At 38.1% G+C, this 14661-nt stretch carries 9 protein-coding genes; all 9 read right to left on the bottom strand.

Features of this window, described 5'->3' with window-relative positions; all coding sequences use genetic code 11:
* Window positions 1-11 precede the first annotated feature (11 nt).
* Window positions 12-755 (bottom strand): deoxyribose-phosphate aldolase, encoded by a 744-nt coding sequence (deoC, locus tag BUC16_RS00475; RefSeq protein ID WP_073367117.1) that lies wholly within the window; start codon window positions 753-755, stop codon window positions 12-14.
* Window positions 756-787: 32 nt separating this feature from the next.
* Window positions 788-1174, bottom strand: coding sequence for a VanZ family protein (locus tag BUC16_RS00480; RefSeq protein ID WP_073367118.1), 387 nt, complete (start codon window positions 1172-1174; stop codon window positions 788-790).
* On the bottom strand, window positions 1167-1547 hold the full coding sequence (gene gcvH, locus BUC16_RS00485; RefSeq protein ID WP_073367120.1) for a glycine cleavage system protein GcvH: 381 nt from the start codon (window positions 1545-1547) through the stop codon (window positions 1167-1169). Before gcvH ends, BUC16_RS00480 begins: the two co-directional genes overlap by 8 nt.
* A gap of 108 nt (window positions 1548-1655) precedes the next feature.
* Window positions 1656-8822: a T9SS outer membrane translocon Sov/SprA gene (gene sov, locus BUC16_RS00490; protein ID WP_073368601.1), complete on the bottom strand. Its 7167-nt coding sequence runs from the start codon at window positions 8820-8822 to the stop codon at window positions 1656-1658.
* Between the two features lie 36 nt (window positions 8823-8858).
* A complete protein-coding gene (gene ruvA / locus BUC16_RS00495; RefSeq protein ID WP_073367121.1) occupies window positions 8859-9440 on the bottom strand; it encodes a Holliday junction branch migration protein RuvA in 582 nt (193 codons plus the stop codon).
* Window positions 9441-9527: 87 nt separating this feature from the next.
* The gene (locus BUC16_RS00500) at window positions 9528-11813 is read right to left on the bottom strand and encodes an NADP-dependent malic enzyme (protein ID WP_073367123.1); all 2286 of its coding nucleotides are present in this window, start codon (window positions 11811-11813) and stop codon (window positions 9528-9530) included.
* A gap of 131 nt (window positions 11814-11944) precedes the next feature.
* The gene (locus tag BUC16_RS00505) at window positions 11945-12367 is read right to left on the bottom strand and encodes a CBS domain-containing protein (RefSeq protein WP_073367124.1); all 423 of its coding nucleotides are present in this window, start codon (window positions 12365-12367) and stop codon (window positions 11945-11947) included.
* 206 nt (window positions 12368-12573) lie between these two features.
* Window positions 12574-13497: a tRNA epoxyqueuosine(34) reductase QueG gene (gene queG, locus BUC16_RS00510; RefSeq protein ID WP_073367126.1), complete on the bottom strand. Its 924-nt coding sequence runs from the start codon at window positions 13495-13497 to the stop codon at window positions 12574-12576.
* A gap of 78 nt (window positions 13498-13575) precedes the next feature.
* The gene (gene ruvB, locus BUC16_RS00515; protein ID WP_073367128.1) at window positions 13576-14598 is read right to left on the bottom strand and encodes a Holliday junction branch migration DNA helicase RuvB; all 1023 of its coding nucleotides are present in this window, start codon (window positions 14596-14598) and stop codon (window positions 13576-13578) included.
* Between the last annotated feature and the right edge of the window lie 63 nt (window positions 14599-14661).

Here is a 14661-nt window from a genome sequence, read left to right on the forward strand (position 1 = left end):
GGGTTTAGTTTTTAATACTCGCCTTGTGCTTTTTGTCCATTTGCAATGGCACTCGCACCCGAAGTACCAATTCGTTTAACGCCAAGCCGAATCATTTCGACTGCTTCCTCATAAGTTCTCACTCCACCGGCTGCTTTTACTGGAAGTGGCGAGGCATTTTCGAGCATCAATAGTATAGTTGGAACTGTCGCTCCGTTAGGAAGGTTGTTATCTGTTTTATAAAATCCTGTTGAAGACTTTACAAAAACAGACGAATAATTTTCTTCCTTGAAATTAGTGATAACAATATTTTTTATCAAAGCAGACAACTGGATAATTTGCTTATCCGAAAGTGCTGCCACTTCGATAATCCATTTTACGACTTTGTTGTGGAACAAGCCCAGTTTGGTACATTTCAAGATTTCTTCTTTTACCAAATCTACATTTCCTTCTTTGAATGCTTCGTAATTGCATACAAAATCCAAGTCGTCGGCACCGTCTTCTATGGCTTGAGTCGCTTCGGCGAGTTTGGCTTCCAAACCCGATTTCCCTTCCGGAAAATCAATCACTGTTCCTATATGCACGGTTGACTTGGCATCGACAATCATTTTTTTGGCTATGGAAACTATGTCGGGACGAATCATGATGAGCTTGAAGTTCTCGTCAATGGCTTCCTGAATAAATCCTTTGGCAATTAGAATATTTTCGGCTTGACTAAGCCCGTTTTGCGCTGGTGTTTTTAAATAGGTCGAATCTAAATATTGCTTGATATTCATCTGTTTAATTATAAAAACATTTATTTAATCAATTAAATTCTATCCATCACCCCTTTGTACGTATCCAAGGAGACGATTGCAATAACCGCCAAAGCCGCCCCGGATAGATTTGCCAATTCATCAATAACATCGGCACTTCTTGTAGTCGTGAAAAATTTCTGCATCAACTCTATTGCCACTCCGAAAAAAAACGAAAACACGAAAGAAATCACCAAGGGTCTAAAGATGTTCGACGTGTCTAATTTCTTTTTAAAAAACAAAAACCAAAGCAATGTAAACACAAAATGAAAAACGGCATGAACTGCTTTATCCACATACGGCACATTAATCGTCGGAATGTCATTTGATTTGATTAAACAAAAAAACAAGATTACTCCAGACCAAAATAAAGCCGCCAATAAAAAAAAAAGTTTACGCACCTATTAATTCCTTGTATGCTTCACTCGAAAGCAAAGAATTTATTTCGTCTAAATTAGCGATTTTCACTTTTATCATCCAGCCCGCTCCATAAGGATCCGAGTTTACGCTTTCTGGCGAACTTTCCAAATCATCATTGAAGGCAATAATTTCTCCAGATAATGGAAGAAACAAATCCGAAACTGTTTTTACGGCTTCAACGGTTCCAAAAACTTCGTCTTTTTCCAAGGTTTGGTCTAAAGTTTCCACTTCAACATATACAATGTCTCCTAATTCCTTTTGTGCAAAATGTGTAATTCCCACAGTGGCAATATCGCCTTCAATGCTAACCCATTCGTGATCTTTTGTGTACTTTAAATTTGCTGGTATGTTCATTTTAATTAAGATTAAGCCCCAAAAACATGGGACAGATTTTAGATTTTAATTTTTTTTCAAAAGTATTATTTCCAATTCTATTATTGCACTGATTAGGATAAAATTTCATTAATTTCCAAAATTATATCGGAGCGTGAATCCTGAACGAACATTTGTCAAAGGGAAAGAAGTTGAAATCACCGCTTTAGAAAATGCGTGGTCATAATAGAAAATAGCCGTCAGGTTTTTGCTGAAAGAATAATCTGCAGTCAATTTCAACGACCAAACATTTTGTCCTCCGGCCAATTGATTGTTGTCATAATCCAAATAACGCACAATGGTCTTATTGTTTCTGTAGGACATATCCGCTTTTATGATAATGTCGCTTTTTATGATTCCTGTAGGATTGTCGGCCAATCTTGACGAAAATATGACATCTTTGATTCGATATCCCATCCCCACAACATATTCAATTCCTTTTACTTCGGTCAATAAATTGTTGTCGAAACTCATGGACAATGCTCGATCTTTCTTCACTTCGGTTAGTATCTTCAACGAATTCATCAATTCAAAATCCATTCGAATAAGCGGGTTAAATTGCTCCACCAAATTGACGTTAGACATAATGGTTTTATTGAAAAAATTACCGCTTGCATCCACTCCAGCTGGCGTTTTATCGTATTCAAAATTCGATCTAAAAGCATTGACGGTATAAGATGCCCTGTAATTTTGCTGTAAAGAAAAACGTTTGAAATTCTTTTTGAAAAAAGCATAACGCATCAATCCATTGTACTTTATAGCCCAATTGGGTACTGGAAAACTTTTAAAAATTCCAAGTGAAACATCTGAGGCATTACCACCGGAATAAGCTGCCAAAAAGGCCGGCAACAATACTGCCTGGTTATTTTTTCCGTATCCTTTCGGAAATCCATCTGAATCAGTAATAGTTGGATCATAAGATGGATCATGTTTTTGGCGCTCAATTGCCAATCGATTAGCAACCTCAAGTCTATTTCCCCTGAAATCATCAAATGCCGCCGATATGTTTTCATCACTGGTAGAAAATGAGGTTTTGATCAAGATGGTAGAAATCGAGAAAAGACCATAACTATACGGCGATCTCGCATTGTACTCCCCATTAGTAACATCGTATTGTTCCGAAAAATTCTCGGAATACGCTCTATCCAGAGTCAAATCAATTTTCAAATCCGGGAACAAATCGACATTTGCCGTAGTTTTGAATACTTCATTCTCCACTTGGGAATAACTTTGGTTAAAATCGGGATAGCTTGTCAACCAACCGTTTTTAGCCGCTTCATATCTCACGTCATCTTGGCTTCCAAAAGTGAATCCAAGAGAAGGTCTTGACGAACCAAAGAAACCTATACCCGGCGTATATCCCGGCAAAACGGTACCGCTATTTTTAACATAACTGGTTTGTATGTTTTTTACGCTGGTCAAAACTCCGATCAACCCATTCATGAAATTGTTTTGTTTTGGAACCAACAAATTGGTATTGGCCACTTTTTCTCCTGGTTTAGGGGCAACTGCTTTTGGATTTGCTTTTAATGCTGATTTTTTTGTCAACCCAATATACTTGTAAAAAGTATCCATGGTAAAAGTGGCGTTCAAATTATGGGAACTCGCATTTTGAATCGTGTTACCTAAATTATAGTCCACTCCTCCAATGTTTATTTCGGATAATGCCACCGAAGCTCTTTGCCAGCTATAGTCGCCGGTATAAGAATAATTGGCTTTTATGAAACTAAATACCGGAATTTTATCAATTGGAATCTGATAATTCAACACTAATTGTTGCATGTGCTGGTTGGCATCTCCCATATCCCAATAGCTGTCCCAAATCGTAAAATCATCTATGGGCTCGTTGTTCTCGTTCATATAGTTTTTCACAATATTATTGGAGGAAGCCGTATAGTTTAACTTCAAATTTTTTGTCAAATTAAAATTAAACCCATATTGGTAATTAAAGGCAAAATTTCTTCTGTACATTGGATCAATGCCTATTCCTTCCACATCTACTTGTCGAAATTGTTGGCGATTGTATTGTCTAATAATATTGGTATTGAAATTGATGTTCGACGGCAAATAATTAAAGTTGAAATCGCTCAGCAACTTCCAATAATTACTTTTTTTCAAGAATTCTGTTTTCTTCAACGGTTCAATGGACTTGGGTTGAAAGCTGTAAGCATAGTCAATTCCCGTGTTGGCTTGTTGATCTACATAATCCTCTATTTCAAAATCGTGGCGCTCCACCTCATTGTAGGATTGCGAAAAAGTAAAATTTTCAGGATCGTAAACGTGTTGTTTTTGTTTCTCGCCTCTTTCTTTTCTTACCCCAATAAAGTTGATGCTTTTTCTTTTGGTATAATCCACCGCCCTGTTGTTGATATTATCTCTTTCGGCAGCATCGGCGGTGTTGTCCAATAGCTGTTTCAATTTGATGTCTTGATTAAATGGATCGTATTCAGGAGTAATGGTTTCTTCTCCAATGGCATAGTTAAACGGCAAAGTGATTTTCCATTTTGGCGGCAATAATTTACCCAAACTTAAATTGGTGACAATGTTGTATTGCTTGACATCCTCACGACTTCTTTCATTTGGCCCTTCTTCCAATGCGCCAAAACCTATGGTACTGGTTCTTCCTGTTGCTGAAACAGTGGCAAAATCGGCCAGATTTGAATCTACATTCACTACGGCAGCCATACCTCTACTGTTGTCCATATCGGCCACGCGAAGTTCATTGAACCAAACTTCTCCTTTTATAGCTTGGTGGGTCTCGTTACTTTTTACCCCCAACATCAAATTTCGAACCAATCCAAAGTTAGGATTCCCTCTTATACCCAATCTCAATTTAGCATCTCCATCTCCATTAGGAAACACATCAAGATGGTCATCAGGATAATAAATGACTCCATCTGCCAAAGGCGTTTTTGGAACACCAATCTTCATGGCAGTAAGTAACGCCAGAGAAAGATTCATTTCATTTTCTGCAGGCCAAACCAAATCCGAACTCAAGGAAGTACAATTAGTCCCTGTTGTGGAAGACGGCAATGTAACTTTTAAAGGAATCTCAATTTGGTAAAAATTCTGGGTAAAGTCATTTCCAAAACGAATAAACCCTGTCATTTGATCATCGTTAAGAAGCAATTCACCCGGCAAGGATTCAGCGTGAAAAAACATTTTCAAGTTCTTGAACTGTCGCATGTCCACACTCACGTTTTTGAAAACGGCTCTTGAATCCAGCGGCTCCAATCCATCGCCCGAAACTCTCAAAGACAACGATTGCTCATTTTGATCGATAACCGTATTGTTGTTGTACAATTGTTCTTGCTCCACTCCTGGAGGGACAACATAATTAATAGGACATCTATCGTTGTTTTCTTGAAGATTTACCGCCAATACATCCAAAGCCGTACCGTCGTCAGTTACGGTTAAATCAGTTGGATCCAACGAACTTGTATATCTTCTCCAATCTCCTCTCACCAAGTCCAAAGCACCAAAACGAACCGTCACTTCATTGTCAAAACCGGTCATGAACATTCTCATAAAACGAATGGATCTAAAATCGGAGATGTTTCCAATGGTGTTTTCTGGCTGCGAAACAGGAATTTTAAACTGTATCCATCTCGCATCGGTCATTTGCCCGTTGTCCAATTTTACTTGGGTATTTCTGATATCGGTAATATAATTTTGACCAACATCCATTTTCGGCTTCATCTCAATGCTGTATTCATAATACGCATTGATGGTGTTCATGGTGTTGTCCTTGTTGATGTCTTCCACATCAGGATTGGTAGTGGCCCCTCTATTAGCATCATTAATATCTACGGCAGAGTTCCCATCTACACCATTGTAATTTTTATATCGTTCCAAAACTCCTCCCGAAGCATTCAAATAATACCTATAATCATCCCCTGCTGGATCGGGTTGAGAAGCATAATTGGTATAGATTGCTCCCTCTTTGCCATTAGGCAAACCATCCAATCCAACATCTTGATTGGTTCGATTGGCAGTATTGGTGTCGAAAGCATAAATCAGGGATTGCGAAGCTGGAACATCCCCCCAAATCGGCCGTGGATTGACCAATATTTGATCTGGCCCAAGTCCATTTTCATATTGTTTTCGACCATCTTTCAAAACATCTTCCGACATTTCTCCTAAATTGAAATAAATCTTGCCCGTATTGGTTTCCGGAATCTGACCGGTTCCAACATAAGGATCCAATACCCAAAACTGGATGTATTCAACATTTCCTTGTTCAAAATTGGTTGAATTTAACGAACGCATAATTCCCCCAAAATTATCCTTGGCACTTGTGACACTATTCGAATTATTATACGGCCCTCTTTCAGCAGGATAATAAGTCAAGTCCAATGTGTTGACCACTTGCGATTGTCCAGCAGCGATATCGGTCAATGGATACAGCTCTTCACTAAAAATTCTTCTTGTGGTATTCAACGACAAATCATCAGTTGTAATTCCCGATGGCCTTTGAGTATAAAAAATCGGATCAATGGTGTACCAAGCCATTTTTGATCTTTTGAAACCATAACTCAAATCATTGGCCGTACCATTAAAATTATATTGGCTTTCGGCATCATTTACCGGTGTTGACGACAAACTCCAGGCATAAGCGGAACGCATGTCGATAGTGGATTGCGAACCTTCAAAATCATCTACATATATGGTTGATTCCCCACGGAAACTGTTTCCTTTTGGAGCCTCAGGTTGCAAAAATGCAATCTCTCCCCTAACCGAAACATTGGAAGGCACATCCGTATCGACATTTGGCAATTTATTCACCAATCGAGTCAAAAACGGAACTTCAGATGAATAATTAGTATTAAATCCAAAAATGTTGTTGTTCACGGATTCCTGTCCAAAACCTGATTTTTGGGTAAAAGGTCTTTCGTTTAATTTCAAGAAAGTGGCTCCGACCAAAAATTTATCGGAAATATTATGCTCTACATAAACCCCAAAAAAACGTTTGGTTTGTTGTCCAAAAATAGAGTTGTTTTCCAGCGACACATTAATTGGCGTGTTCGATGCTTGAAGTGAAGGATCCAGAATTTGTACTCTTCCCAATTGATAATTCACGCTATAATCGATTCCTTCGACCAAAACTCGTCCTCCAGCCGTAACCACCACCGAACCTCTAGGCACGTTGAAAGCCCCAATAGGAATTCCTTCGCCTCCCGAAGATTTGTATTTACCCCTTAAAAGGAATTTATTTTTGTCACTATCTTGTAACGCCCCCGATTGTGTATTGGAATACATGTTTCTGAAAACGTATTTCCTTTGATTTGGATTATAGGTACTGGAATCTTTGTAATCTTCTCCAGCTCCATTCGATAATTTAGAAAACAACAATTCCCCAAATGGTTCTTTGGTTGTAAATATGATTCGACCGTTTTGAGTATCGATGGTCATTCCTTGCATAAAATCGAAGAAACCATCACCGCCAGCCTGCGGGTCATTGTTAAAATTCAATTTATCCAAATTGAATACTTTCAACAAAGGAGTTTCGGCAACTTCATTTCCCGTAGTTGGATTTGGCGGGAATGTACTACCCGATACCGGCGTAATATAATTTATTGGAGAAGGATCGGTGTATAAGATGTTGAATCTGAAATTTTCTTGTTTTAACTGATAAGCTCCCGGAATTTGATAAATGTTTTTCATCATCAGGTTCCATACCGGATTTTTGACATTGGTCAAATTGCTTTTTAGCATTTTCAACACCAAACTTTGCGTTATGATGGCTTGGTCTGCCGGGGTAGTTCCTGAAACAAGAGTTGCATCCACACCGTCATTACCAAATTCCCCCACTTGATACACTTGGTCTCCAATGGTGTATTGATAGGCTACTGCCAAAACCTCGTCATTGGCCAATCTTTGTTGCAACGAAATATATCCCAATTGAGGATGAAAGGTGTATTCGTTTGGGCTTAATTTTCTGGCATTTTCCAACTTGGAATAATCGGCACCTTCATTGATGCTACTCTTAACCTCGGGAGTAAAACCGTCACCCGACGTAGCAATCTCCCTAATGTTGTTATTTAAAAAACCTCCTTTACCTATTAATGCAGGGTCATATTTGTTGTTTTTATTGTCCGATGGTGAATTTACCGGGATTGCAGGGTCAAAAAAATCAGGATGTATAGGATCCAAAACAACAACTTCATCATTTATTAGATTACCATTTGCATCCGTCAATTGTCCTTCTCCCAAATCCTGAAGGGCAATAATATTTCTTAAATTGTTTCCTGCCGTTGCATTGACACGATTCTGCTTGTTGGTAACCCAAATTTCCAATCTGGTGATTTGTGCTCTACTGTCAATGAAAGGATAATTTTTTAACGAGGCATCGTATTTATTTCTAAAATATTGTGAAAGAAAAAAGTGTCGGTCATTATCATAATCCAGGGCATACATTTCAAAATCCTGAACCGTTCCTCCTCCTTCGGCAATTACCGTTTTGGTTTGTGATTTTTGTTCTGAAAAGACACCCGTGATGGATGTTTTGCCAAACTGCAATTTGGTTTTTACCCCAAATAAACTTTGAGGCCCTTTAATCAACGAGCTATTCAAAGGCATACTCACATTACCCACTTCAATTTTCTGGATGATATCATCTTCCGAAGGAGTATATTCCAACTTGATCAAGTTTTGAAATGCAAAAGTGGATTGGGTATCATAATTGACATTTACATTCAATCGAGTTCCCACTTTTCCCATTAAACTCATACTTATTCTTTGATTAAAATCAAAAGCGGTTGTCGATCTGTTTCTTGGAGAAAATGCCGGATTGTCTTGTTTTGTATAACGAAGTCCAAAATCCATTTCTATGGACCCCGTGGGTTTCACATCGATGGTGTTGCTGCCAAAAATGGATTCAAAAAGTCCTGATTTAATATAATACCTTGGCAACAAATCTTTTTTGGCATCGTCGCTACCGTCTTTTTTCCCTTCAATGGCATCTAGTTTTTGTTTAAAATAGTTGCGCATCGATTCTTTCAACACCAAATCTTCGTATTCTTTTGGGCTTAAAATAGTGGGATAATTAGTTGGAAATCCATCAATGGTTTGGGTGTAAACATACATTCCGGTAACGGGGTCAAACTTGTATGCCTTAAGAATGCTTTGTGGGTCTTTTACCTGAATTTTTCCCGTTGAAAATCCAGTTTTGGTCGTATCCTGGGTTGCTGGCGCTACTTGGGCTTGAGACACAAAACCATAAAAAACAACTAAAAAAAAGGTACAAATTTTACTCACGAATTGATTCTTTTTTAAATACTGTATTTCCAACTTTTATAAGTTCTTTAAAGCTTGTTTAATAATATATTCAACCGAACTGTCGGGTGCCTCTTTTACAATCTTTTCCACTATTTTTTCTGAAGCTTTTCGAACAAAACCCAACACCTCCAAGGCAGATAACGCTTCATCTCTATTAGTATTGCTTTGAGACATCGAAACTTCATCTAAATCGTACAATTTTAACACTTTTTCCTTCAAATCGAGTATCACTCTTTGAGCGGTTTTGCTTCCAATTCCTTTTATGGATTGAATTGTGGACACGTCTCCAGAGGCAATTGCATTGGTGATTTGTTTTGGATCCAACGAAGACAACATTGTTCTGGCAATACTGGCTCCAATCCCTGAAACAGACAACAATAATTTAAAAATTTCTCTTTCTGATTTTTCCACAAAACCAAACAAAGTATGTGCATCTTCCTTGATTTGAAGATGAGTAAACAATTTAATAAAATCAGTCGTAGGAAGCAAGGAATAAGTGTGCAAAGAAATATTCACGTGATACCCGACTCCACCGCAATCTATAACCACTTGAGTGGGCGATTTCTCTACTAATTTACCCTGTATATGTGCTATCATACATAAATCTTATATCGTCCAAATATAACAAAACTTATATAAATTCTCACCAAATTTATATAAGTCCTGTTATTGAAAAAAAATATTTTATTTTTCTAGTGTTTTCTTTTCATTTTCCTGGGCATCAATTACGGCAATAGCTGCCATATGGACCATTTCTTCCACTCTTGCTCCCAATTGAAAGATATGGACAGATTTCCCCATTCCCAACATAATTGGTCCTATCGAGTCCACTTTGTTCAGTTCTTTCAAAAGTTTGTATGTTATATTGGCTGATTCAAGATTGGGAAAAATCAAGGTATTTACCTCTTTTCCGGCCAATTTAGAAAACGGGAACTTGGCTTTCAGCATTTCTGGATTCAAGGCAAAATCGGCTTGAATCTCTCCGTCAACTATTATTTCTGGATGATATTTATGCAAATATGCCACCGCTTCTCTCACTTTTGAAGCTCCTTCATTAGTTGAAGATCCAAAATTTGAAAAAGATATCATTGCAATTACTGGATCAACTCCAAAAGTTTTTGCCGTATTTGCCGTCATAATGGCTATTTTCGCCAAATCTTCTGCCGATGGATTGATATTGATGGCTGTATCGGACAAGAACATTGGCCCGCGACTGGTCAACATCATATTTGTTGTGGCTACAAGGGAAACTCCCGGCTCTTTTTCAATAAGTTGCAACATTGGCTTAACTACCGATGGATAACTTCTGGTATGTCCCGTTACCAATGCATCCGCTTCGCCTTCATTGACCATCATGGCTCCGAAATAGTTTCTTTCGCGCATTAAATTTTGGGCATCATATAAAGAGATTCCGCTTCTTTGTCTGGTATTCCAAAATGCTTTGGCATATTTATTTCTTCTTGGTTCCTCCTCTACAACTTTAGGATCTATAATTTGGACATCGGCATCAAAACCAAGTTCTTTTTTCAATTCCAGGATGATATTCTTCTTCCCCAACAAAATTGGAAAGCCAATTCCTTCTTCATGAACAATTTGAGCCGCTTTAAGCACATCCAAATGTTCTGCTTCCGGGAAAACAACTTTTTTAGGGTTCATTTTGGCCCTGTTGCTAATAAATCTCAGCATTTTATTGTCGGTTCCCAAACGTCCCAACAGTTCTTCTTCGTATTTTTTCCAATCCGAAATCGGATTTTGTGCCACACCAGAATCCATGGCCGCTTTTGCTACCGCAGGGGCAACAACGGATATCAACCTAGGATCGAATGGAGATGGAATTATGTACTCACGTCCAAAAATTAATTTGGTAACACCATTGGCAATATTCACTTGTTCTGGAACACTTTCTTTTGCCAAAGCAGCCAAAGCTCTCACTGCAGCCATCTTCATGGCTTCGTTAATTTTTGTGGCTCGAACATCCAAGGCACCACGGAAAATATAAGGAAAACCAAGCACGTTGTTTACTTGATTAGGATGATCCGAACGTCCTGTTGCCATAATAACGTCTTTACGCGTTTCGATGGCAAGTTCATAGGCAATTTCCGGGTTTGGATTTGCCATCGCAAAAACGATTGGGTTTTCAGCCATTCCCAACAACATTTGGGGACTCATTATATTTCCTGAAGACAATCCCAAGAAAATGTCCGCACCTACCAAGGCTTCTTCCAGACTCATTGGTTTTTTGTCAGTGGCATATTTTTGCTGCATAACAGACAATGAAGGATTGTCTTTTGTCAAAACTCCTTTGCTGTTGAACATCAAGATATTTTCTAGTTTCACTCCCAATAAAATATACATGTCAGCACAGGCCAATGCTGCAGAACCGGCTCCAGAAACCACCATTTTCAGGTCTTCGGCTTTCTTTCCTGCCAATTCCAGTGCATTTAGCAATGCTGCCGAAGATATAATTGCCGTTCCGTGCTGGTCATCATGCATTACCGGAATATTCAACTCTTCGACCAATCTTCTTTCTATTTCAAAAGACTCGGGAGCCTTTATGTCTTCTAGATTAATTCCACCAAAAGTTGGTGCAATATTTTTTACCGTTTGAATAAATTCTTCAACGTTTTTAGTTCCAATTTCAATATCGAATACATCGATACCGGCAAAGATTTTAAACAACAATCCTTTACCTTCCATTACTGGTTTTGAAGCTTCTGGCCCAATGTCACCCAATCCCAAAACTGCGGTTCCATTAGATATTACGGCAACTAAATTTCCTTTTGCGGTATATTTATAAACATTGTTTATGTCTTTGGCAATTTCCAAACATGGCTCGGCTACCCCTGGTGAATAAGCCAAAGACAAATCTCTTTGGGTTGCATATTTTTTGGTTGGAACAACTTGAATTTTTCCTGGTGTAGGTTTTGCATGATACAATAACGCTTCTCTTCTCTTACTATTTTCGTCCATTTTCAATTATAATTTATACTCGGATATTAAGGCTTTATCTTGAAGGAGTATTTGCAGCAACACATCTTCCCTTCTATTGCACAAAAAAATAGCTGCACTATTTGCAGCTATTTTTTTGGTTGTTTTTTTCTTTATTGTGAAATATAAGAATCCAAATGTTTGATGGTTTCTTTTTGCATTTCAATAATGGCTTTTACAACGTCACTAATGGAAATAATACCAATAACGACATCATTTTCAATAACAGGTAAATGTCTTACTCTTTTGGCATCCATTAACTCCATGCAATAATCCAAATTATCAGATGGCTTTACGGTTACAACATCTTCCATAATTTCATGAACGAAAGTTTTTTTAGATGATTTTGCTTTCAAAGCAATCTTTCTGGCATAATCTCTTTCAGACAAAATACCTTTCAACACGGTGTCTTCAATTATCAGAATAGCTCCAATATTTTTTTCACTCATCACTCCCAAGGCTTCAAATACCGTTATTGTTGGCAATACGGAGAACACCTCTTTCCCTTTTTTTGCTAATATTTGGCTAACAGTCATAACAGTGTACATTTAATGTTTGCAATTAATTTACGGACTATAAATTTAAAAAAAATAATCAATAACGATTACTTTTTTATATAAAATTTCTAATATAAAATCGGTCTAAATACTTTTTCCCTGATTTACAACTGGCCAAAGAAGATTCCCAAAAAGGGCTGAATTCATACAAAACAATTTCGTTTACACCATAAAAACCAATGGAATCACTTCAAAAAAGTCACATTTCGCTTCAACCCATCAAACTTGGCTCTCTTAAGCGGGGAGTTTTTAAAAACAGTTTTAAAAGTTTCTTCGGTAAGTTCCTTCCAATCTTTTTTGGACATCGAAAGCAATTCCGGATTGGGATTAAAAAATGGTTCGTTATGTGCTTTCGAAAATCGATTCCAAGGGCAAACATCCTGGCAAACATCGCACCCAAAAGCCCAATCATCGAATTTACCTTTCATTTCCGGCGGAATATTTTCTTTGAGTTCGATGGTGAAATACGAAATACATTTACTACCGTCAACAACATGGGGCGCAACAATGGCTTGGGTAGGACACGAATCGATACAAGCAGTGCAAGAACCGCAATGATCGGTAACAGCGTGATCATATTCTAATTCCAGATCAATAATGAGTTCGGCTATAAAATAAAAAGAGCCTACTTTTTGGGTCAATAGATTGCTGTTTTTGCCAATCCAACCCAAACCGCTTTTGGCTGCCCAAGCTTTATCCAAGACTGGTGCAGAATCCACAAAAGCACGACCCGAAACTTCTCCGATGGTTGACTGGATTGAAAACAATAATTCCTTCAGTTTTTCTTTGATGACAAAATGGTAATCTTGCCCATAAGCATATTTTGAAATTTTATAGGAATCCTCATTTTGAAATTCGGAAGGATAATAATTCAACAAAAGGGAAACCACGCTTTTGGCATCATCAACCAATAATGTTGGGTTTAAGCGTTTGTCAAAATTATTCTCCATATAGGACATTTGTCCGTTCATTTGATTGTTTAGCCAATGTTCCAATCGAGGTGCTTCTTCTTCCAAAAATCCAGCTTTGGATATCCCACAAGACAAAAACCCGAGGCGTTTGGCTTCGGATTTTATGAATTGCGAGTATTTTTCTTTGTTGTTAAACAATTAATATTTTATTAAAACCATTAAGAAAATTAAGTTTCATTAAGATTTTAAAGCTTAATTTTCTTAATGATTAAGCGGTTAAAAAAGTCCGCCCTGAATATTTGTTCTTACTTTCCCAAGATGCTTGTATGCTTTTTCGGTAACTTCCCTTCCTCTTGGCGTTCTCATAATGAATCCTTCCTGGATTAGAAATGGTTCATAAACCTCCTCTATGGTCTCGCTACTTTCGGAAACGGCTGTCGCCAAAGTGGACAAACCAACTGGCCCACCCTTGAATTTATCGATGATGGTGTTCAAGATTTTATTGTCCATTTCGTCCAAACCGTGCGCATCAACATTCAATGCTTTTAGTGCATAACGAGCTATTTCAATGTCGATGGTCCCATTACCCTTTATCTGGGCAAAGTCACGCACGCGACGCAACAATGCATTGGCAATACGAGGTGTCCCCCTGCTTCTACCCGCAATTTCGATGGCGGCTTCCATGGAAATGGGCATTTTTAAAATGGAAGCACTTCTTTCGACAATAGTTGTCAAAAGTTCGGTGGTGTAATATTGCAATCGTGATGAAATCCCGAAACGGGCTCTCATTGGAGCTGTCAACAAACCGGAACGAGTGGTAGCACCAATCAAGGTAAACGGATTCAAATTGATTTGAACCGTTCTGGCATTGGGCCCCGATTCAATCATGATGTCGATCTTGAAATCTTCCATTGCCGAGTACAAATATTCTTCGACAATCGGACTCAACCGATGGATTTCATCAATGAACAAAACATCTCTTTCTTCGAGATTAGTCAACAAACCCGCCAAATCACCCGGTTTGTCCAAAACGGGACCTGAAGTGATTTTTATGCCCACTTGCAGTTCGTTGGCCAAAATATTGGCCAAAGTAGTTTTTCCCAATCCCGGCGGACCGTGAAAAAGGGTGTGATCAAGCGCTTCGTTTCTTTGATTAGCCGCTTGAACAAACACTTTCAAGTTTTCCAAAATTTGGTCTTGACCAGCAAAATCATCAAAGGACAGAGGTCTCAATTTTTTTTCGAGATCAAGTTCTTCGGGATTATAGCCGCTGTTTGTTGGGTCTAAATTTTCATTCATTTTACAAATATAACAAAGTTATGAGCAAATAAAAATGCCTTTCTTTCGAAAGGCATTTTTGTA

The organism is Flavobacterium fluvii, assembly GCF_900129545.1.
In the GTDB taxonomy this organism is placed as follows: Bacteria; Bacteroidota; Bacteroidia; order Flavobacteriales; family Flavobacteriaceae; genus Flavobacterium; species Flavobacterium fluvii.